Raw genomic sequence first — 22,118 nt, 5'->3', positions numbered from 1 at the left:
TCACCTTTTATTTTTATTCAGGTAAAAAGCAACAACCGCGTTCCAAATACATCGCCACTTATTGTAAGGAAATGTTCTGTCATATCTGAACAAAATACAAATAGCTCCTTAATAAGGGGGAGAAGAACATGAGGATTGCTGATTATGATCAGGCATTGTTTCACACGCACCGTTCTGATTGGGACAGCTTGTTAGTATTGATGGTTCGAACGAAAGATCACTTTCTTTCAAAAAAAATAGAACATTTTCTGCACGCTTACAGGTTTGAGCATGATTATCAAATCGTTCAATTCCAGCTGTATGCACTGCTTCGTTATCTGGATCATGCAGCAGAAAAAACAAGTGATTATTTAAGTGAACTTCCAAGCTAAAATCAACTATAGTTTTTGCAAAACGGGAAAAATTATACAAGAGGATCGATTTTCGGGGATATAACTTTGGCTGGTGAAACCCTATAAAAACAAGGAAGGGTCAGGTATGTAAATACCTGACCCTCATTTCATCATTTTTTGATTGTAGCATATGCCGTTGCATACATTTTAAGCTCTTCAATCATACCTTCTACAAGTACTGCAGATTCTTCAAATAAACCATCATTTTCGTAATCGAAGCAATGCGGATCCAGAACCAATTGTTTGGCGATCACATTTGCATAAAGGCTTCGACCCACTGTCCTCATGGAATTCAAGGCATTGATCCCGCCTTTTCCTCCGCCGGAAACAGCCAATAGAGCGACTGGTTTATGCGTGAATTGTTCGCTGCTTAGAAAATCCAAGGCATTTTTCAAGGCTCCGCTCATGGAACCATGATACTCCGGAGTTGTCAGAATTACGCCATCTGCTTCCTCGATGCTTTTCCGAAGTCCTTGAATAACTTCCAGTTGATATTGTTCACCTTCACCTGAATATAAAGGGATTTCGCTATTGCTTAAATCAATAAGTTCCGCTCCGTATTTCTTGGATATGTAGCGTGAGGCAATCCCCGTACGCCCTTGTTTACGTGGTGAACCATTAATGATTACTAATTTCATGAATTAAACCTCCATTATTCCCCGATGTTTTCCGAGATCAGTCGCCAATACAGTATACCAAAACCGCAACGGAATTTCCTAGAATTTTGATTTTTCATGCAACTAAAAATCAAAAAAAAACGAAAGACCTGAAGAAGTCTTTCGTTTAGCTTTCATAAATTTAAACCAATGCTTCAATCTTGCTCATGAAATCTTCCATGACTCCCGATAACTTGGACTCAGCTTCTTGCATTGATTTACCTTGGACACCGAAATAGAATTTAATTTTCGGTTCAGTGCCTGAAGGACGCAGGCAAACCCATGTACCATCCTCAAGGAAATACTTCAATACATTTGATTTCGGAAGCTCGATCAATTCTTCATCATTTGAAAGTAATGTACGCTTCTTGCTGCTTTGGTAATCTTCTTCAACGACTACCGGAATGCCAGCTATTCGGGAAGGAGGATTTTGACGGAATTGATTCAATATTCCTTGAATCTGTTTCGCTCCCTCAATGCCCTTCAAAGTCAATGAACGCAAACCTTCCAAGTAAAAGCCGTACTTTTCAAACACATTCAGCAACCCTTCATATAAGGTCAATCCCTGCTTTTTATAATGGGCACAGACCTCGACAGCAAGCACCGCAGCTTGAATGGCATCCTTATCACGTGCAAAGTCTTTAATCAGATAACCGTAGCTTTCTTCATATCCGAACAAAAAGCTGCTTTCCCCGCTTTCATGGTACTGATTTATTTTCTCGGCAATGAACTTAAATCCGGTAAGTACATCAACCGTCTTCAAGCCATATGACTCGGCAATCGTACGCCCGATTTCTGAAGTGACGATCGTTTTTAAGATGACTCCATTTTGAGGAATCTTCCCTTTTTCTTTTTTCTGGGAGAGTAAATAATCCAGGAAAAGGGCACCTGTTTGATTACCAGTCAGGACAACATATTGGCCCATCTCGTCTCTCACGGCAATTCCAAGCCGGTCGGCATCCGGGTCCGTTGCTATCAATAGATCCGCTTCCACCTTGTTACCAAGCTCGATGGCCATTTCAAATGCAGCAGGTTCCTCCGGGTTTGGAGACTGAACTGTCGAAAAATCCGGATCTGGCAATTCCTGCTCCTTAACGATATGCAAATTTTGATAACCTAAGCTTTGCAGTGCCCGCCTGACGGATTTATTTGCCGTTCCATGAAGCGGCGTAAAGACGATTGACACATCTATTTCCTCGGCAAGCTGCGGGTTCTCTGGAACTGTAAGCAACGCGCGATTATACGCTGCATCCACTTCCTCCCCAACCATTTCGATGAGGCCCTGCAGTTTAAGGACTTCAGCTTCTTCAACCTGAATTTCAAGCTCGTTTTCAATGGCATTCACGTAGCTGATCACTTGATCCGCCGCATCCGGTGGCAATTGTGCCCCATCTGACCCATAAACCTTGTAACCATTATATTCAGGCGGATTGTGGCTTGCCGTGATGACGATGCCAGCAAAAGCATTCAGCTCGCGAACCGCAAATGACAATTCTGGAGTTGGACGCAATTCATCGAATAAATAAGCTTTCACCCCAAATGTTGCCAAGGTCTTAGCTGCTTCCAGTGCAAATTCCGGGGACTTATGTCTTGAATCATAAGCGATCACAGCCCCTCTTCCTTTCGCTTCTTCCCCAAACGAAGAGATATACTGAGCCAACCCAACCGTTGCCTTCCTTACCGTATAAACATTCATCCGGTTCGTTCCCGCTCCGATTTCCCCGCGCATTCCGCCTGTTCCAAACTCTAAATTTTTATAAAAGGCATCTTCGAGTTGTGCTTCATCCCGCTGCATTTCCTCAAGGAGGACACGTAATTCCCCATTTAAATTCTGGTACCCTGCCCAAGTGGTGTATAAAGATTTCCAATCCATCTCCAACATCTCCTCCCAAACGCCTCATATTTGTAATTATTATGTATCTACCTTACATATACAAAATTATCACATTTATTCCAATAAATGAAGCTCGTAATGAAAAGAACCGAATCCAGCATTCTTCACATCACGAGCTCGTTTACCTCTTTATTTTTGGCCATCTTTGTAATGCAGATGGTAAATATCATGGCGGCGATCTTTCAATTGCTTTACAGTACCAGACTGACGCTCCCGCCTTAAGATTTCCAAATCGACATCGCCAATCAGGACCATCTCAAGGTTCGGGCTGGTTTCCCCGACTATGCCGTCACGCGCAAATTCGAAATCCGATGGAGAGAAGATTCCCGATTGGGCATATTGGATATCCATATTTTCCGTTTGCGGAAGATTTCCGACCGTTCCGGAAATGACAGTATAGATTTGGTTTTCGACTGCACGGGCCTGGGCACAATAACGAACTCGCAGATAGCCTTGCCTGTCTTCTGTACAAAATGGAGTGAATATGATTTTGGCTCCCATGTCGGTAGCAATCCGGGCGAGTTCCGGAAACTCAATATCATAACAAATTTGTATCGCAATTTTTCCACAATCCGTATCAAAGACACGAACGCGGTCACCTGCGTTAATACCCCACCATTTTCTTTCATTCGGTGTGATATGAATTTTATATTGCTTTTCAATCGTCCCATCGCGACGGAATAAATAAGCGATATTATAGATATTGTCATCATCTTCTTTAACGAAGTGGGAACCGCCGATGATATTGACGTTATACCTTACAGCTAAAGTGGTAAACAATTCAATGTATTGCTCCGTGAAATCCGACAGTTTCCGGACAGCCAAGCTTGGTGATCTTTCATTCAAGAAAGACATCAGCTGGGTGGTGAACAATTCCGGGAACACGGCGAAATCCGCATTAGCATCCGAAGCAACATCGGTGAAATATTCGACTTGGTTAGCGAAATCTTCGAATGAATCGATTTTACGCAGCATGTATTGCACGACGCAGATACGTACCGGCTCTGATGTTTTATAATAACGTTTTGTTTTCGGCTGATAATCGACGTTATTCCACTCCATGAGAGTAGCATACTTATTCGATTGCAGATCATCAGGCAAGTAATTCGGATTGATCCTCATAAGCGTGAACCCATTTAAAAGTTGGAATGAAAGAACCGGATCATATATTTTATGCAATTGCACTTCTTTCACATATTCCCTTGGTAATAGTTCTTCCGCATGTTTATGGTAATTGGGGATCCTTCCCCCGATAATGATGCTTTTTAAATTCAAATGGGCAACAAGCTCTTTCCTTGAATCATATAATCTTTGGCCAATTTTCATCCTGCGGAATTCAGGATGGACCATGACCTCGATTCCATATAAATTATAACCGTCTGGATTATGATTCGTGATGTACCCATTATCGGTTACATCATCCCATGTATGGCGGTCATCATATTCGTCAAAATTAATAATGAGACTGGAACATGAGCCAATCACTTTTCCATCATATTCAGCCACAAACTGTCCTTCTGGAAAAATCGCCAGATGGCTCTCAAGCTGATCTCGCTTCCAGGGAACCATTCCAGGAAAGCAACTCGACTGCAAAGCAATTATTTCATCTATGTCTCCTAGCCTCATATTACGTATTTCCATTATTTTTTCATATTTATGCAGGTCCAAATTGGGCATTTTTCCTCAGACTCCTTTAATCTCTTCCATAAGAATTATACCCCTTATTCCAAAATTAAAACAACTGAACCTACCCATGGATTACAAATAAAAACATTCTGAATGTCCGTTAAAAGAATATATATTTTACATACGCGGTCCTTACATACTATACTTTTCATGAGAGTAAAAAGAGATGGGGAAGAGGAACCATGAACAATACAAAACGCAGTGTGGAAAACTTATTATTTGTAGCCTGGGCTGCTTCCATCATTGCTATGTTTGGAAGCTTATATTTTTCTGAAATCAAGCAATATGAACCTTGTGTCCTCTGTTGGTATCAGCGGATCATCATGTATCCCTTTACGATCATTTTAGGAATTGCAATCATTCGAAAAGATTATTGGATCAGCTTTTATACGATGATATTATCCGCTATCGGTGCATTCATTTCCACGTACCATTACTTGATACAAAAGGTTTCATTCTTTTCTGACCACACCCTTGCATGTGGAAGGGTTCCATGTACAGGTCAATATATAAACGTATTTGGTTTCATCACCATCCCGTTCCTAGCCTTGACTGCATTCATCATTATTTTCATATGCAGTTACATCATATGGACAAGATCCAAGGAGGTTGCAGCTTAATGAAGAAAATGGCTATATTTTTAGTGATAATCGTCGCGATATTTGTCCTGCTGGGCGTTTTTACAAACTTGAAAAAAGAAGAAAAATCAAAAGGAAATCCATACGGTAAGGATAAGCTTAAACCCGCTACTGTCGATCAGCTGGATGACCCCAATTATCAAAACTTGATCCTGCCGGAAGAATTGGAGCAGGACCTCCAGGATAATGAAGATGTGACCGTTTACTTCTATAGTCCTGAGTGCCCGCATTGTCAAAAAACCACGCCAATCGTGGCTCCTTTGGCAGAAAAGCTGGGAATCGATCTAGTTCAATACAATCTTTTGGAGTTTGAACAAGGATGGAGCGATTATGGCATCAAAAGCACACCGACCATCGTTCACTATAATAATGGCAAAGAACAAGAACGGATCGTTGGCTATAATGATGAGGAAACGTTCGAGAAATGGTTCAAGGACCACGATATTAATTAAGGATGGAAAAAATGAGCCGGCCCTAACGGAAATGCTTCTCCCGTTATAGCCGGCTCATTTTTTTTGCCTTATACTAAATATTGATTCGCCACCTGGATGTCCATCATCTGCATCTCATTATTCGCTTCATGGTTTATACTTGAAAAATGGTCATAATAAAAGGGGAAGAATATTCCGCATTCATTCAATAGAGTGATGTTATGTTGGAACAATTCTTCAGATTCAGATTCCATAAAATCTTCTCTCTTTTGTTTGTCTAATATCGACATAAGGACTTGAAGACATGTCATTACTTGAAATGCGTCTCTTAATGTTGCCAAGTAAGTAACAGAACTTTGATTGGGCTTTAAAACGCCAATCTCGCGAAAATGAAGGATTTCACTTTCCGTAAAGTATTTGGGAAATACAGATTCGTAGAAACGAGAAACGAGACTCGCTATTTCTTGCTCTTGTTCTTCCGTTGAAGAAAAGACCGTCTTCACTAAAAAAACCACCTTTTTTCAGATCCGTTAGACCTATCTATTATATGTATATTCTAGGACAAGCGATTTCTTTCTCACTAGAATAACATAAATATTGTAAAAAATATGTGGTAATTTCCACCACGGAAATTTCATCAATAGGTCCAAGGTTACTTTTTCATGACTAATTCTTAATTATTATATATTTTTTTCATTTAATCAAAACCAAAGCAGTCGAAAGTAGGGGTTTTTATTGGAAAATTTCAGAATAACTAACCAACATTTAATAATTGATGTTCTCCAAAGTTGGAATGGATTAACAATTGAAAAGCTTTTTAGGGAGCGTTGGCAGGCCCCCAAAAAATTAGTGCATGAATGGAGAATGAGTAAAGAAGTTACAGTGAACGGGAATTCCGTCGCATGGTCAGCTATCCTTAATGAAGGAGATTCGATCAGCATCCCCTTATTGGATCACGCTGAAAATGAATCAGTACAAGCGGCAGACTTAGGAATTTCCATCTTATATGAAGATGATGTGTTGTTGATAGCCAATAAACCGGCTGGAATGGATACCCATCCTTCTCAGCCGGGTGAAGCACACTCCCTCCTCAATGGTGTCGCGCACCATCTTCAAAAAACCGGCCAGACCTGTATGATCAAGCATATTCATAGGCTTGATAAAGATACCACCGGTGCCGTCCTTTTTGCCAAAAACCGCCTTATTGGGTCCATGCTGGACAGAATGTTGGAAGAAAGGGAAATCAAGCGGACTTACCTAGCTTTAGTCGAAGGAAACATTAAAAAGAATGAAGGAGAAATCAAAGAAAAAATTGGCCGCGACCGCCACCATGCGACGAGAAGAAGGGTTTCCCCTACAGGCCAGACAGCAGTCACCCACTATCGGGTGCTCAACCGAGATCCCAAGAAAAACTTGACGCTCGTCAGCTGCACCTTGGAAAGCGGCCGAACCCATCAAATCAGGGTGCATTTCAGTCATTTAAACCACCCATTGGCCGGAGATACCTTATATGGCGGAAAAAGGACATTTCCACGTCAAGCCCTTCATGCAAGGAAAATTGAATTCATCCATCCCATATCAGAAGAAAAAATGATCGTTGAAGCTCCTTTCATTGATGAACCTGATATATTCGATGTCACCATTTAAACAAAAAAACACCGTTCCATTTCGGACGGTGTTCTTATTTCTTCATTAATATTATCCGAATTGTCGCTCATATTTTTTTACGGACGGATCTTCTGCATGTTGGGTCGAATTTTTCCGCTATACGGCCGAAATATACGCATGTCGGGACGAAATCCGTTCATTTTGGCATAAAAAATAGCTGGCCACTTGGGCCAGCTTTATTTTTTTATTTATGAAGCTTTTCTCATGCCTTTTAAGATAAGGCTTAAGATGAAGACAAATACGATTGCACCAATCAATGCTGGAATTATAGCGAAATCTGCTACTGAAGGTCCCCAGTTCCCAAGAATTAATGAACCTAACCATGCACCAACAAAACCAGCGATAATGTTACCGATAATTCCAAATGGTACGTCACGTCCAACGATCATACCTGCTAACCAACCAATGATACCTCCGATAATTAATGACCATAAAAATCCCATAATATATTTCCTCCTTCAAATTAGTTATTTTTTCATTTCTGCAGCAGACTCCAAGAAATCAAATCACTTCCATTTTGTCATGCTTTTTTCAGTTATTTTAACTTTTACATTCAAATGGTATGATGCCGATTAGCACGATATCTAATGAATGTGAATGCTTTAGTTATTGGGTAGAGTTAGCTAGCTATAGCCCTTGAGTAACTGATTGGACAATCCTCATGTTAGTGATTTTTTTCTTTTTGTTTGCCGCTGTACTCATTATTTTCCCCGTTTAAATAATCTAAAACCTAATTTTTTTTAAAAATATTTGGCAACGAAAACAGGATTATCAGACATATTAAACGGGTATACCATAGGCTTAAACTTTGTCACATTGTTAGTATAAGCAGTAACCGTCTCAAATATGTTCATAAAGGAAAAAGAAAAAGGATGCCCCAATTTCGGGACACCCTTCTATATTTTCAGCATGCTTTAGAACAAAAGTTCATCGGGATTGCTGCCGAACCGTTCATTTTTGTTCAAGGCATCTATTTGATTCATTTCATTCAAGCTTAATGAAAAGTCAAATACATGTGCATTTTCCTCAATGCGGGACGGCGTAATCGATTTAGGTATTACAACTAGATCATGTTGCAGATGCCATCTAATCAACACTTGCGCTGAACTTTTCCCATGCTTCTTCGCTATATGATTAATTGTCGGCTCTTCCAATAGGTTTCCTCTTCCTAGCGGGCTCCAAGATTCTACCTTTATTTCATGTTTTGCACAGTAATCACGAATTTCGACTTGAGTCAAAAGTGGATGCAATTCAATTTGATTGACGACCGGCTTCACTTCACTGTTTGCAAGTAAATTTTCCAAATGATGAACATGGAAATTACTTACACCGATTGATTTCACCTTTCCATCCTTATAAAGCTTTTCCAAAGCCCTCCAGGTTTCCAGATATTTATCTTTTCCCGGCCAGTGGATCAAGTATAAATCCAAGTATTCCAAGCCAAGGCGATTTAAACTATCATCAAATGCCTGGAGCGTCGTTTCGTATCCTTGCTCTGTATTCCACACTTTAGATGTTATGAACAATTCTTCACGAGGCACGCCGCATTCACGAATCGCCTGACCAACACCTTCTTCATTTTCATAAATGGCAGCCGTATCGATCGCACGATATCCAACTTCGATCGCTTTCTTGACAGACTCAACCGTTTCATTGCCGTTTTTCACTTTAAATACACCAAAACCCAACTGTGGCATTTTAACTCCATTATGTAAGGTGATCGTTTCCCCAATATTTGAAATCATTCCATCATTCCCCCTTACTTTTATTTACCAATTATACATCCCTCCACCTTCTATTTCTAACCATAAGCCTCGGGATTTACAGAGTTCTTAAACGAAAACGCACCAATTTATATATATAAAAGGAAACATTTTATCTTTTTAATCATTCACTAAGTTAAATATTTTGTAAAAAAATGACGAAACATCTATCCTTATAGATATGAAATTCGTTACAATTGAATAGTTCGACTTAAAACAAAGTAAAAAAGAAGGTGTCAGCTTTTATAGAATAATCAAACGTAAAACTCCCATCCTAAATATTGAGGAGTTGCAAACTGTTTTGCGCCCATTCATTGGCCAAAATCCATATACACTTTACACTTGAAATCAAGGGAGTCCTCCATGTATGAATAGCATACTCATCTTAACAGTGCTAATTATTATTTTTGCTTTGGTCTTTGACTTTATCAATGGTTTCCATGATACGGCTAACGCCATCGCAACAGCAGTATCAACCAAGGCGCTTAAACCACGTCATGCAATCATCATGGCTGCGGTCATGAATTTATTAGGAGCACTTACCTTTACTGGTGTTGCGCATACCATTACGAAGGATATCGTGGATCCTTTCACATTGAACAATGGTTCTTATGTAATCCTTGCTGCACTAATTTCGGCCATAATATGGAATTTAATCACCTGGTATTTTGGAATTCCAAGCAGTTCCTCCCATGCGATCATTGGTTCAATAGCAGGAGCTGCCATCGTGGCCAGTGGATTCGATGCGATTAAATGGAGTGGATTCACTAAAATTGTACAAGCATTGATTCTATCTCCCATCCTTGCCTTTACGCTTGGATTCATTGTATACAGTATTTTCAAGGTAGTATTCAAAAATAATAATTTAGGAAAAACTAATAAGCGATTCAGGAGAATACAAATTCTCACGGCGGCCATCCAGTCTTATACACATGGAACGAATGATGCTCAAAAATCCATGGGTATCATCACGATGGCTTTGATCGCTAACGGATATGCCTCTACCTCTGAAGTTCCATTCTGGGTACAATTATCATGTGCCATTGCCATGGCGCTTGGTACATCTATCGGAGGTTGGAAGATCATCAAAACCGTTGGCGGTAAAATCATGAAAATCCGTCCGGTTAATGGCGTTGCTGCAGATATGACTGGTGCAGCGATCATTTTCGGTGCAACCTTCCTGCATATGCCTGTCAGCACGACTCATGTCATTTCTTCTTCAATACTAGGGGTCGGTTCTGCACACCGCATCAAAGGGGTAAAATGGGGAACCGCTAAAAACATGTTGGTCACTTGGTTCATTACATTGCCAATTTCCGCTTCCTTATCTGGAATCATTTACTATTTGATTGCTTTATTTTTATAGAAACTTTTGCCTTTCCATATCGGAAAGGCTTTTTTTTTACAAATACCCCCTTATAATTGCAGGTTTTTCCCTTTTTTTAATTTTCCTTGTTTTTTTATGTAAAGTTTTATTAAGATTTTGTAAATTTTCGTCGAAAAACCTTCCCGGATACTACATGAATTCGTTACAATCAATTTGTTAATACTAAGCGTACGACTAAAGTGCGTAAATTTGCATGACTAATTGGGAGGCTTTAACATGGCTTTTAAATCAAAAAAAGACAAATTCGCTGTAATGCTTTTTAACATCGCTCAAAACCTTAAAGAAGGTGCTGACTATTTCGCGGATTATAAACTCAAAAATATCTCCGATCTAAAAGTATTTTCAGATACGATGAAAGACTATGAGCATAAAGGCGATTCAATGGTTCATAATGTGATCAAAGAGCTGAACAATGCTTTCATCACTCCTATCGAACGGGAGGATATTCTTGAATTAACCATGAGAATGGATGATGTCATAGACGGTTTGGAACACTGTGCGGCATTATTCGAAATGTACTCAATTGTCAATGCAGATGAGTATATGCTTAAGTTTGTGGATGCAATCAAACAGTGTACGTATGAGATTGAAAATGCTGTCGATACACTATCCACTAAAAAATTGCCAATGATTCGTGAAAATGCAATCAAAATTAAAGATCTTGAATCAGTTTGTGACGGAATTCAACGTCAATCAATCAAAAACTTGTTTACAGTTGAAAAAGATCCAATCAGGATCATTCAATATAAAGAAATTTACGAAAGCCTTGAAGAGATCGCCGATCACTGTCAAGCGGTGGCCAATACACTTGAAACAATCATAATGAAAAACGCCTAAGGAGTACCCCAATAAATGGATACTTTATTAATTTTAACAATATTAATCGTTTTCTTTGCTTTAGCATTTGACTTCATCAATGGTTTTCATGATACAGCCAATGCAATAGCTACTGCTGTTTCAACAAAGGCCATGAAGCCTAGGCATGCCATCATCATGGCAGCAATCATGAATTTCGTCGGAGCTATGACATTTACTGGAGTGGCGAAGACCATAACGAAGGATATCGTGGATCCGTTCACGCTTCCGAATGGTTCATATGTAATTCTGGCTGCTCTGCTTGCCGCTATCATATGGAATCTTCTTACCTGGTATTACGGAATACCAAGCAGTTCCTCCCATGCATTGATTGGTTCGATTGCAGGTGCAGCCATTGCTGCAGCAGGCTTCGCCGGCATTAAATGGGAAGGGTTCATGAAAATTCTTCAAGCTTTGATCTTCTCCCCGCTAATTGCTTTTGCAATCGGGTTTATCGTATACAGCATTTTTAAAGTAGTCTTTAAAAACAATAACCTGACAAAAACAAACCAAAAATTCCGGACTATACAGATTGCTACTGCGGCACTTCAATCGTATACACACGGAACGAACGACGCTCAAAAAGCGATGGGTATCATCACGATGGCCCTTATTGCAAATGGTTATGCATCAAGTACCGATATCCCCTTCTGGGTTCAATTCTCATGTGCACTGGCAATGGGACTTGGAACTTCCGTCGGCGGATGGAAAATCATTAAAACCGTTGGCGGCAAAATCATGAAAATCCGTCCGGTCAATGGTGTTGCAGCGGATTTAACCGGCGCTTTCATTATTTTTGGCGCGACTGTAATACACATGCCCGTTAGTACAACCCATGTTATTTCGTCTTCAATCCTTGGTGTTGGATCTGCGCATCGTGTCAAGGGCGTAAAATGGGGAACGGCAAAGAGAATGATCATCACTTGGTTCATTACCATTCCCATCTCGGCAACATTAGCTGGTTTGTTTTATCTTTTAATTAACTTCCTATTCTAAAATAAAATCCCTACCGGTAACCATAGGTAGGGATTTTTTGTATTAACAAAGGATTTATCTATGCTTATTAATAGAAAATCGTTTAAAATTCAAGGAGAAGGAATTTTTTTAGCGAGGGGCAAAATAATAATGAAGGAATTCGAAAAAAATAGAGATATTTTTAAAGACCTTTATGGAGATATGATGGAGTTTGCCGATAGAATCAGTTCTGTTTTAGGTTGCCCCATTACAATCGAGGACGGTAACCATCGCTTACTTGCTTATAGCACACACGATGATACTACGGATCAGGCTCGTATCATGACCATAATCGGAAGACGTGTCCCTGAGAAGGTCATCAACAGTTTATGGAAAGATGGCTTCATACCCGCGTTATTGAAAGAAGATGCCCCCATTAAAATCGGGGCTATCAATGATGTCGGGCTCGGTAACAGGGTTGCGGTTTCCATCCGGAAAAATAATGAAGTACTTGGTTTCATTTGGGCTTTGGAAGTAAATGAACCTTTCTCCGAAGAAGATATGAAATTTCTGCAATTCGCTGCCAAGGAAGCGAAGAACCAGTTACAGCAATTGCAATTGAAAAAGAAAAGGAAAGAAGCCGGTCATCAAGAGTTTCTTTGGCGCATGTTGACCGGGCATTATCAAGAAGAATCGGAAATAATTGAAAATTATCAGAAATTCTCCATCCATGTTCCAGTTGTTTTTTCCATATTGGTATTTGAATTCCCTAAAGAAATCAATCGCGAAGTGGAGCGCTATATTTCATACATGTTAACGACCACTCAAAAGATAAACAGTTCATTATTTGCCATTGACCATAACAAACTCATTCTTTTCGCGGGAGCCAACCAGGAAAACAGCCCTTCTTTCACTTCATCCATTTATGAGTTCATTCCTTTTTTCATTCTGGAGATGAAACGGCGTTTCGGTGTTGAGCATATCCTTGGAACGGCTGGCAATATGTATAAAAACTTAATGGACGTTAAATCAAGTTACGAAGAAGCTCAATACACCCTAAAAATGAAGAATATATTCCCTGATGACATGAAACTCATTTTACATTATGAAGAACTTGGCATGTTTCAAATGATTGAATCACTCGCAAGCAACAAACAGCGTCGTGTTCATCCTTCCATCCTTAAACTAAAAGCATACGACATGAAAAACCAGACGGAATTGCTGCAAACACTAACTGTCTATCTAGAGAAAGACTGCAACCCAAACGAAGCTTCAAGAAACCTTCATATCCATGTGAATACATTGAATTACCGATTAAAAAGGATCTCGGAAGTGGGAAATATCCGGTTAAAAGACCCGATTCAAAAAATGTCCCTCTTTCTTAACATTAAACTTAATCAATATGATGAATTCTTCAAGAAAAATTAATGATATATTCCCTGATATGGAATACTAGAGGTGTGGAAAGGTTGATCTTATGAAACTTGAAACAAAAGAAGAAATTGAAAAAGAATTAGCAATCATAGATAAATGGGAGAAGGATCAGAAAGGACTATGGTTTTGGGAACGTATTGGGCGGATCCCTTTCAAGCTATTGGATAAGTTGACACCGGATTTCATTCAGAAAAAATTGGGTGTCATGCTTGATGAAATCGGCAGCTACATTCAGAATGGCGGAAAATATTTAACGAAAGAAGCTCATATTCTAAATCAGCTGCAAGCCAAGAATCCCGAGTTGAATATTACTGCCCTGGAAGATGTTTCAAGCATCCCCCTCCATATCATGGATAGCGTGAGTCAGGATATTAAAAATTCAGGGAGCAAATTGGCAACGGTTCAAGGTGCCACTACCGGGATTGGCGGAATCTTCACCTTGGCAATTGACATCCCCCTTCTTCTCGGCATGTCGATCAAAACCCTTCAGGATATCGCCATCACATATGGCTTCAATCCTAGGGACCGCCAAGAACGTATATTCATCGTCAAATGCCTGCAATTCACAACATCGGATGTAGTCGGCAAAAAGGCTATATTAAATGAATTGTCGAAAATGACCCAGACTGATTCCCAATCAAAAAGGGAAATAGCCTCAGAACTGCAAGGATGGCGAGAAGTAGTTTATACATACCGTGATCAGTTTGGCTGGAAAAAGCTTTTGCAAATGGTTCCTGTTGCCGGAATAATATTCGGCGCCCTTACAAATCGTTCCATGATTGCCGACATAGCCGATACGGGAATCATGCTTTATAAGAAAAGAAGGATTCTAGAGCGCATTCAAGAACCAATTGTAAAGAATTGAATTCAGCTTTAAATAGGTTTTGATCCTGGCAAGTCCATGTTTTTTGAAACTGCGTTTGTGGAATTCCACAAATACACCTTTTTCATTTTTCTGATTTCCACATACTAACTGTTTCTTTTTCCAACTATACTTGTGATACAAATAGTAAAACATATTATTGGAGGGATTAAGATGAGAATAGGAATTCCAAAAGAGATTAAGAACAATGAAAATCGTGTAGCTATCACTCCAGCTGGGGTCGTAGCATTAGTCAATGCAGGACATGAAGTATTAATCGAAATGAACGCAGGTCTAGGAAGCAGTTTTACAAATGAAGCATATCAAGAAGCTGGAGCTGTTATAGTCGAGGACGCTGCTAGCGTTTGGGCAAGCACAGAAATGATCATGAAAGTAAAAGAACCTATCTCATCTGAATATAAATATTTCCGAAAAGATTTAATCCTTTTCACATATTTACATCTTGCGGCAGAACCGGCACTAGCTCAGGCCCTAAAAGAAAGCGGTGTCTTGGCCATTGCTTATGAAACGGTTGCAGTAAACCGCACACTTCCTTTATTGACACCAATGAGTGAAGTTGCAGGACGCATGGCTGCACAAATCGGTGCTCAGTTCCTTGAAAAAAATAACGGCGGTAAAGGAATACTCTTAAGCGGAGTTCCTGGAGTTAAACGCGGTAAAGTCGCTGTTATCGGCGGAGGCATGGTTGGAACGAATGCTGCTAAAATCGCTATTGGATTAGGCGCAGATGTTACCATTCTTGACTTAAGCCCAGACCGCCTTCGTCAACTTGATGATATTTTCGGAAATGAACTGACTACACTCATCTCCAACCCTTATAATATTGCAGAAGCAGTCAAAGATGCCGATTTGGTTATCGGTGCTGTATTGATTCCAGGTGCTAAAGCTCCTAAGCTCGTTACTGAAGAAATGGTTAAATCGATGTCTCCAGGTTCAGTCATTGTCGATGTTGCAATCGACCAAGGCGGTATCTTTGAAACGGTCGACCACATAACAACACATGATAACCCTACTTATGTTAAACATGGAGTAGTGCATTATGCAGTGGCGAATATGCCAGGAGCAGTGCCTCAAACTTCTACAGTTGCTTTAACTAACGTAACTGTACCATTTGCACTTCAAATTGCAAACAAAGGTGCCATCAAAGCAATCCTTGAAAATGATGCCCTTGCAAAAGGCGTCAATGTGGCGAACGGTGAAATCACGTTCGAAGCAGTTGCCACAGACCTTGGCTACAACTACGTAAGTGTTGAAAACGCCTTAAACCCAAATAACATTAACGCTTAATAAAAAATAAGACTCCAGAATCATGTCTGGAGTCTTATTTTTTTTGGACGAGAATCTCGATGAAGCTGTATGTCTTCATACGAATCCGGCCTTTAGGTCGAATTATTTGGGGTTAGGTCCGATTTTCTGCTCGAGATCGGTCGAATTATCCAGAGTTAGATTGAATTATCTGCTATGACGGACTATTTTTCCGGAAAGGACACTACTCTGCCCTTTCCCCAATTGATGTTATTACTGATCTATCAAAATAGAATATTCCTCTTAATCTATGAAGATCTTCCCGGGATTCATTAATCCTTTCGGATCCAATGCCTGTTTGATCGTTTTCATCACTTCGTAAGCTCCTCCATGCTCCCTTCGCTGATACTTCGATTTTCCAAGGCCCACTCCATGTTCACCCGTACATGTACCGCCTCTGGTTAATGCATATTCAACGATTTCTTCATTTAACCTTTTCGCTTCTTTAACTTCTTCAGGATTTTTCAGATCGATCATGAACAATACGTGATAATTCCCGTCACCTACATGACCTACAATCGCCCCCTCCACTTTGGATTGTTCGACTTTCTTCCTTGTATCCAGTATGGCATTCGATAATTCTTGAAGGGGCACACTAACGTCGGTCACCATCAGCTTCTTCCCCGGAGCGCTGTGAATGAATGCGTACGCGAGATTATGGCGCGCTTCCCATAAGGCATTCCGTGCTCTTGAATCGGTTTCAAACTGGATATCCCCACAGCCAAAATCACTTACGATTTCCTTGGCAAATTTGACGTCCTGTTCCAGTCCGGCAAAGTTCCCATGAAACTCGAGGAATAAAGTTGGTTTGACTTCATAGGATTTGTCCATGAATTGATTAACTTTTTTTATGGACTCGGCATCAACCAATTCAATTCGTGCAATCGGAATACCAGCAAGCATGATCCCATTAACCGCAGATACTGCCTGTTCGACGGTTGGAAATGATGCTCTCCCTGCCATTGTGACTTCAGGAATGCCATACACCTTTAATGTCAGTTCAGTAAATACACCCAGCGTACCTTCAGAGCCAACAAACAAGCCATTCAAATGGATGCCTGAAGATGATTTTGTCGCTAAGCTTCCGGAATGAATCACTTCACCGTTTGCTAAAACTATTTCCAAATCCCTTACTTGATCGCGCATTATCCCATATTTGACCGAGGTCGTCCCACTTGCATTCGTAGCTGCCATCCCTCCCAATGTAGCATCGGCACCAGGGTCGACGGAAAAGAACAAACCGTATTTTTTTAATTCTTTATTGAGCTGCGTCCTAGTCACACCTGGTTGCACCTTCACAAGGAAGTCATTTTCCCTGACTTCCAATACTCGATTCATCAAGGACAGATCCAGGGAAATTCCCCCTTTGACTGGAACGACATGCCCCTCCAAACTTGATCCTAACCCAAAAGGAATGACCGGTATTTCATGCTCATTCGCATAACGCATGACTGCGCTTACTTCCGCAGTATCCCTTGGATATATGACCATATCCGGTAAATGCGGGGTGTGATATGATTCATCATGGCTGTGCTGCTCCAATAAAGTTTCATTCACCGTTACTTGTTCTTCCGAAAGTATCTTCCTTAAATCTTCTATATAACCTTTCATTATTGCAGCCCCCTCTTTTTTCACAAAACATTCTGGAAATACAAAAACGGACAAGATTGCCCTCTAAAAGGCAATCCATCTTTCTTCATTTACTTAAACCTTTCGTTTTATCCGTGCAGGCCTTCATTGCTTGCAGAATGCTGGATCTTAGCTGATTTTCTTCTAGAGACGCTACCGCAGCTATCGTTGAACCGCCCGGCGTGCAGACATCATCCTTTAAAGCAGCAGGATGTCTTTCCGTTTCCAGTACCATTTTAGCAGCTCCCATTACAGCTTGTGCTGCCATTCGGTATGCTTGTTTTCGTGGAATGCCGTCACGGACCCCTCCATCAGCCAGCGCCTCAATGAACATATATACATAAGCAGGCGACGAACCGCTGATGGCAGGTACTGCGTCCATCAAATCTTCATGCAGGATTTCCGTTTTACCGAAACTATTCAGCAGTGCAGTCACATCCTCTATATCAGCATCGGTAATTTGATCATTAATGCTCATGGCAGTCATGCCTTCACCGACAAGCGAAGGAGTGTTTGGCATCGTCCGGACAACCTTCACTTTTTTTCCGAAGCTGTTCTCAACTAGTGATACAGTGATGCCTGCTGCCATAGTAATGATCACAGCGTCTTCTTTAACATGATTCTTCACTTCTTCCAGCACTTGCTTATGCATGGCAGGTTGGATTCCTAGAAAGAGAAAATCAGCAAAACCGGCAACCTCTTTATTATCCAAAGTACCTTTAACCTTATATTTCGTGGTGATTTTAGTTTTGGTCTCCACACTCGCAGTACTGACCATGATCCCTTCAGGTGAAATGACCTCTGCAAGCAGCATGCCCTCAAGCATCGCCTCACCCATTTTGCCGCATCCAATAAATCCTATTTTTTTATTCATATCTTACACTTCCAATCATAAGTTCATCTATATTCCTTCTTATTATATCGGATATGATAAATGGAAACACGTTGGAGACATTAATAAGGAAGGATTTGGTGGTTTCTGGTCGAATTACTTTAGTGATATGGATGTATCCTTAAATCCACCTTTACGCAATATAGTCATGCAATTGAATTTTTTAGCAAAAAAAAATGTTGACTAAATGGTCATTAGAGATTTATAATTTTGACCTATTAGTCAAAAAACGAATAAGGAATACAGTTATAGGAATGGAGAAATGCTATGCAAATGGAAAAAAAAGCGGTCAATACCAAGCTTGTCTTAACAGGATTGATCATTGGAATGTTTTTCAGTTCATTGGAACAGACGATCGTCGGTACGGCCATGCCGACAATTATCGGGGAATTGAATGGATTTACCATCTTTGCATGGGTAACGACTGCCTATTTAATAGCCTCAACGACTGTTGTACCCATTGTTGGTAAGCTATCTGATTTATATGGCAGACGTTCCCTTTATCTGCTTGGCACGATCATATTTACGATCGGTTCGTTTTTATGTGCCACAGCCACTTCGATGGAGCAATTGATCATCTACAGGGGCCTGCAGGGAATCGGCGGCGGGATGATCATGCCTTTATCCCAAACGATAATCGGTGATATATTCTCTGCGGAACAAAGAGCCAAATGGCAGGGTGTATTCGGAGCCCTTTTTGGTTTAAGTTCTGTCATCGGCCCTTTTCTGGGCGGCCTGATCGTTGACCATATCAGCTGGCATTGGATCTTTTTGATCAATGTACCGACGGGCTTACTATCTGCCATTTTGATTTATGTAGGATTGAAACATGAAGCGATAAGGAAAACAGAGAAAGTGAATATCGATTATCTAGGGATTTTCACCTTGATTCCTGGTATTGTCCTGTTACTGCTTGGCTTGACCTTCGGTGGTGATAAATTCGAATGGTTATCATTAGAATCTTTCTTGATTTTCGGCAGCACCATTGTCTTCATTGCCCTATTCATCTTTTTTGAAAGAAGAGCGGTCGAACCGATCCTTGATTTATCCCTTTTTAAAAATAGAGTTTTTACCACCACGAATATTTTGGGATTCTTGCTTGGCCTTGGCATGTTCGGGGCAATCATGTTCGTCCCGCTGTTCATGCAAGGCGTATTGGGAGTTTCACCAACAAAAGCAGGGTCGACCATGACTCCGATGATGATCGGTATGATTCTTTCCAGCATCATTGGCGGGCGATTACTGTTGAAATTCCGTTTTCGTACCGTGCTTACCTTTGGAATGGTCTTTGCGACGCTTGGCTTTTTCCTAATGAGCATGATGGACGGCAGTACGACTATATTCACTGCGTACTCATTCATGGCCATCCTTGGGATAGGCATGGGTCTTGTCATGCCGACATTGATGATTGCCGTTCAAAACGAATTTCCAAAATCGCAGCTCGGGTCGGTTACAGCGGCTTCGACATTCTTCCGATCAATAGGAGGAACGATGGGCATCACGATTTTGAATGCTGTCATGAATCACAATCTCCAGCAAAATATGGATGATGCGGTCGTAAGTCAAAAGGACCCTATATTGCATGAGGCACTGAAAGCATTAGCCGATAAAACGGATGCGTTATTCAATATCATGCTTTATCCTGAAAACCTTAAAATGCCCGCAGAAGTCAGCACTGTCCTTGTAAAAACGATTGAAAATGCTTGGATCGATGCATTCTCCAGTGTTTTCATCACCGGTATCTTTTTTGTTTCCGCAGGGATATTAGTGGCACTTTCCGTGGGTTCGGGCCGAATCAAAAAAGATCAAGAAACGGAGAAGGAATTAGGCTAAAAAAAGGTCGGCTGATATAATCAGCCGGTCTTTTTTTCCCTTCATGTTTCTTTTTCATCGATAAGGGAATTTTACCTGTATGAGACTAAATGGAGTGATATCATGAAGATATACGATTCAATTTTACCTGCGGATTTTTATCAGCAGCCTACCCTTGAACTGGCAAAATCCCTTCTAGGCTGCCTGATTATAAAAGAAACAGCGGATGGAACCGCTTCTGGATTCATTGTTGAAACAGAGGCCTATATTGGACCTGGAGACAGGGCCGCACATAGCTTTGGAAATAGAAGGACAAAACGGACGGAAGTGATGTTCGGAAATTCAGGTTTGATCTATACATACGTCATGCACACACATACACTGGTCAATGTCGTAAGCGGAGGGCCTGAAAATCCGGAAGCCATTTTAATCCGTGCGGTTGAACCCTATTCGGGGCTCGAGTTAATGCATGAAAGACGAGGAATTGCCGATATTCGTAAATGGACCGATGGACCAGGGAAGCTAACAAAGGCACTGGGCATCACCATGGATGATTATGGTCGATCTTTTACGGATCCCCCGCTATATCTAGCTGTCGGAAAACAGCCTGAACACATATCCAGCGGCCCCCGCGTCGGAATCGACAACTCCGGGGTAGCAAAAGATTACCCTTGGCGCTTCTGGGTTACCGACAATCAGTTTGTATCGCGTAAAAACCTAATTAATAAAGCTGTACTGAAAAATAAACCATGATTTTATCCCCTCTATGTTGAATAATGTAAATCCTTTGGATGTTACACAACTTTGAGGGGAGTTTACTTTATTCAATTTTCTTAATCCCCCCTCCCTATTCAACTTCCATCCTATTACCCAAGTAATAATAAATTGACTTCCTTCTTTTACGAACCTAATATAGTTAAGTCAGCAATATGGAAGGTGGTTTATGATGAACGTTCAGGCCCTTTTGCAAATGAATACAATTTTTATTAGTATCCTAATTGAATCCCTTCCCTTCATTTTACTGGGAGTCCTTATATCTGGAATCATCCAAATGTTTGTGTCAGAAGAGATGATTGCAAAAATTATTCCGAAAAATCCGATCTTATCTGTTCTATCCGCAATAGGTGCAGGAGTCTTTTTTCTTGCCTGCGAGTGCGGGATCGTCCCGATTACCCGCCGTTTGATCGCTAAAGGGGTTCCTCTTTCAGCGGCCATTGCCTTTATGCTTTCTGCACCCATTCTCAATCCGATCGTCCTGTTTTCCACCTATATAGCGTTTGGTAATAGCTGGAGCATGGTTTTCTATCGTGGCGGAATTGCATTCGTGGTCGTCCTGATCATTGCATGCATCTTGTCTTTTCAATTTAAGACAAATCAGCTTAAACAGGAACATATCGAACATATACATCACCATAAACTTACATTTAAAGACAAAATAACGGGGATGTTTAAACACTCGATTGAAGAGTTCTTTTCTGTTGGAAAATACTTAATCATTGGTGCACTGCTGGCAGCTGGCATTCAAACCTTTTTGAAAACATCCCTATTGCTTGAAATTGGGCAAGGAAAACTATCCGGGAATGCAGTCATGATGGCTTTGTCCTATGTCATGTCCTTGTGTTCCCAAGCGGACGCCTTTGTTGCAAGTTCTTTTAGAAGTACCTTCTCGCCCTCTTCACTAGTTGCTTTTCTTGTATTTGGGGCCATGTTTGATATTAAAAATACAATCATGCTTTTAGGTACCTTCAAAACAAAATTCGTTTTATGTTTGATGGCCTATATATTTATTTCCGTCTTAGGCCTGACTTTATTGTTTATTTCTTAAAGAGGGTGTTTTAT

At 40.6% G+C, this 22,118-nt stretch carries 21 protein-coding genes; 13 read left to right on the top strand and 8 right to left on the bottom strand.

The annotated features are described in order from the left end of the window. Positions 1 to 128: 128 nt before the first annotated feature. Positions 129 to 371 carry a YhdB family protein gene (locus ACQKMF_RS21510; protein ID WP_427574871.1) on the top strand — a complete coding sequence of 81 codons (243 nt, stop codon included), beginning with the start codon at positions 129 to 131 and terminating at the stop codon, positions 369 to 371. 131 nt (positions 372 to 502) lie between these two features. Here ACQKMF_RS21510 and ACQKMF_RS21505 read toward each other — a convergent pair whose 3' ends face one another. From ACQKMF_RS21505 to ACQKMF_RS21495, 3 genes are all read right to left on the bottom strand, one after another. Then, entirely contained in the window at positions 503 to 1,030 is a 528-nt protein-coding gene (locus ACQKMF_RS21505) for an NADPH-dependent FMN reductase (protein WP_101224321.1), read from the bottom strand. Between the two features lie 160 nt (positions 1,031 to 1,190). After that, complete coding sequence (locus ACQKMF_RS21500; protein ID WP_402940911.1) at positions 1,191 to 2,921, bottom strand: phospho-sugar mutase; 1,731 nt, start codon at positions 2,919 to 2,921, stop codon at positions 1,191 to 1,193. Positions 2,922 to 3,071: 150 nt separating this feature from the next. Continuing rightward, on the bottom strand, positions 3,072 to 4,619 hold the full coding sequence (locus tag ACQKMF_RS21495) for a carbon-nitrogen hydrolase family protein (RefSeq protein WP_137018058.1): 1,548 nt from the start codon (positions 4,617 to 4,619) through the stop codon (positions 3,072 to 3,074). A gap of 191 nt (positions 4,620 to 4,810) precedes the next feature. Between ACQKMF_RS21495 and ACQKMF_RS21490 the strand changes: the two genes are divergently transcribed. Together ACQKMF_RS21490 and ACQKMF_RS21485 are read left to right on the top strand one after the other, a co-directional pair. Then, entirely contained in the window at positions 4,811 to 5,248 is a 438-nt protein-coding gene (locus ACQKMF_RS21490; protein WP_101224324.1) for a disulfide oxidoreductase, read from the top strand. Further along, on the top strand, positions 5,248 to 5,718 hold the full coding sequence (locus tag ACQKMF_RS21485; protein ID WP_048689755.1) for a thioredoxin family protein: 471 nt from the start codon (positions 5,248 to 5,250) through the stop codon (positions 5,716 to 5,718). The genes ACQKMF_RS21490 and ACQKMF_RS21485 overlap by 1 nt, the downstream gene beginning before the upstream one ends. Before the next feature lie 68 nt (positions 5,719 to 5,786). Here ACQKMF_RS21485 and ACQKMF_RS21480 read toward each other — a convergent pair whose 3' ends face one another. Beyond that, on the bottom strand, positions 5,787 to 6,200 hold the full coding sequence (locus ACQKMF_RS21480) for a DUF5365 family protein (RefSeq protein ID WP_048689759.1): 414 nt from the start codon (positions 6,198 to 6,200) through the stop codon (positions 5,787 to 5,789). A gap of 232 nt (positions 6,201 to 6,432) precedes the next feature. Here ACQKMF_RS21480 and ACQKMF_RS21475 point away from each other — a divergent pair, with 232 nt between their 5' ends. Further along, the gene (locus tag ACQKMF_RS21475) at positions 6,433 to 7,344 is read left to right on the top strand and encodes an RluA family pseudouridine synthase (RefSeq protein WP_427574867.1); all 912 of its coding nucleotides are present in this window, start codon (positions 6,433 to 6,435) and stop codon (positions 7,342 to 7,344) included. A gap of 209 nt (positions 7,345 to 7,553) precedes the next feature. Here the strand turns inward: ACQKMF_RS21475 and ACQKMF_RS21470 are convergent, their stop codons facing one another. Together ACQKMF_RS21470 and ACQKMF_RS21465 are read right to left on the bottom strand one after the other, a co-directional pair. Further along, positions 7,554 to 7,808, bottom strand: coding sequence for a GlsB/YeaQ/YmgE family stress response membrane protein (locus ACQKMF_RS21470; protein ID WP_170946860.1), 255 nt, complete (start codon positions 7,806 to 7,808; stop codon positions 7,554 to 7,556). A 471-nt stretch (positions 7,809 to 8,279) separates the two neighbouring features. After that, entirely contained in the window at positions 8,280 to 9,110 is an 831-nt protein-coding gene (locus ACQKMF_RS21465; protein WP_230177197.1) for an aldo/keto reductase, read from the bottom strand. Between the two features lie 385 nt (positions 9,111 to 9,495). On the opposite strand from ACQKMF_RS21465, the gene ACQKMF_RS21460 reads away from it, so the two are divergent. The 6 genes from ACQKMF_RS21460 (at position 9,496) to ald (ending at position 15,928) form a co-directional block, all read left to right on the top strand. Further along, the gene (locus ACQKMF_RS21460) at positions 9,496 to 10,494 is read left to right on the top strand and encodes an inorganic phosphate transporter (RefSeq protein WP_101224326.1); all 999 of its coding nucleotides are present in this window, start codon (positions 9,496 to 9,498) and stop codon (positions 10,492 to 10,494) included. A gap of 237 nt (positions 10,495 to 10,731) precedes the next feature. After that, entirely contained in the window at positions 10,732 to 11,352 is a 621-nt protein-coding gene (locus tag ACQKMF_RS21455) for a DUF47 domain-containing protein (RefSeq protein WP_063235631.1), read from the top strand. 15 nt (positions 11,353 to 11,367) lie between these two features. Next, entirely contained in the window at positions 11,368 to 12,366 is a 999-nt protein-coding gene (locus ACQKMF_RS21450; RefSeq protein ID WP_101224327.1) for an inorganic phosphate transporter, read from the top strand. A 129-nt stretch (positions 12,367 to 12,495) separates the two neighbouring features. After that, positions 12,496 to 13,752: a PucR family transcriptional regulator gene (locus ACQKMF_RS21445; protein WP_230177196.1), complete on the top strand. Its 1,257-nt coding sequence runs from the start codon at positions 12,496 to 12,498 to the stop codon at positions 13,750 to 13,752. 49 nt (positions 13,753 to 13,801) lie between these two features. Next, the gene (locus ACQKMF_RS21440) at positions 13,802 to 14,623 is read left to right on the top strand and encodes an EcsC family protein (protein ID WP_427574864.1); all 822 of its coding nucleotides are present in this window, start codon (positions 13,802 to 13,804) and stop codon (positions 14,621 to 14,623) included. Positions 14,624 to 14,794: 171 nt separating this feature from the next. Next, on the top strand, positions 14,795 to 15,928 hold the full coding sequence (gene ald, locus ACQKMF_RS21435) for an alanine dehydrogenase (protein ID WP_053533925.1): 1,134 nt from the start codon (positions 14,795 to 14,797) through the stop codon (positions 15,926 to 15,928). Positions 15,929 to 16,189: 261 nt separating this feature from the next. Here ald and ACQKMF_RS21430 read toward each other — a convergent pair whose 3' ends face one another. Then, positions 16,190 to 17,557 carry an FAD-binding oxidoreductase gene (locus ACQKMF_RS21430; RefSeq protein ID WP_427574862.1) on the bottom strand — a complete coding sequence of 456 codons (1,368 nt, stop codon included), beginning with the start codon at positions 17,555 to 17,557 and terminating at the stop codon, positions 16,190 to 16,192. An 85-nt stretch (positions 17,558 to 17,642) separates the two neighbouring features. Further along, positions 17,643 to 18,449, bottom strand: a complete 807-nt coding sequence (gene proC / locus ACQKMF_RS21425; RefSeq protein ID WP_230177191.1) for a pyrroline-5-carboxylate reductase — start codon at positions 18,447 to 18,449, stop codon at positions 17,643 to 17,645. A gap of 285 nt (positions 18,450 to 18,734) precedes the next feature. Between proC and ACQKMF_RS21420 the strand changes: the two genes are divergently transcribed. The 3 genes from ACQKMF_RS21420 (at position 18,735) to ACQKMF_RS21410 (ending at position 22,104) form a co-directional block, all read left to right on the top strand. Continuing rightward, positions 18,735 to 20,300: an MDR family MFS transporter gene (locus ACQKMF_RS21420; protein WP_402940887.1), complete on the top strand. Its 1,566-nt coding sequence runs from the start codon at positions 18,735 to 18,737 to the stop codon at positions 20,298 to 20,300. Between the two features lie 102 nt (positions 20,301 to 20,402). Next, positions 20,403 to 21,032: a DNA-3-methyladenine glycosylase gene (locus ACQKMF_RS21415; protein ID WP_427574858.1), complete on the top strand. Its 630-nt coding sequence runs from the start codon at positions 20,403 to 20,405 to the stop codon at positions 21,030 to 21,032. Between the two features lie 190 nt (positions 21,033 to 21,222). After that, positions 21,223 to 22,104: a permease gene (locus tag ACQKMF_RS21410; protein ID WP_375781817.1), complete on the top strand. Its 882-nt coding sequence runs from the start codon at positions 21,223 to 21,225 to the stop codon at positions 22,102 to 22,104. Positions 22,105 to 22,118 lie beyond the last annotated feature (14 nt).

The organism is Peribacillus sp. NPDC101480, from assembly GCF_050277335.1.
Taxonomy (GTDB): domain Bacteria; phylum Bacillota; class Bacilli; order Bacillales; family DSM-1321; genus Peribacillus.
The sequence above is the reverse complement of the archived record's forward strand: the minus strand, read 5'-3'. Positions and strand labels throughout refer to the sequence as shown.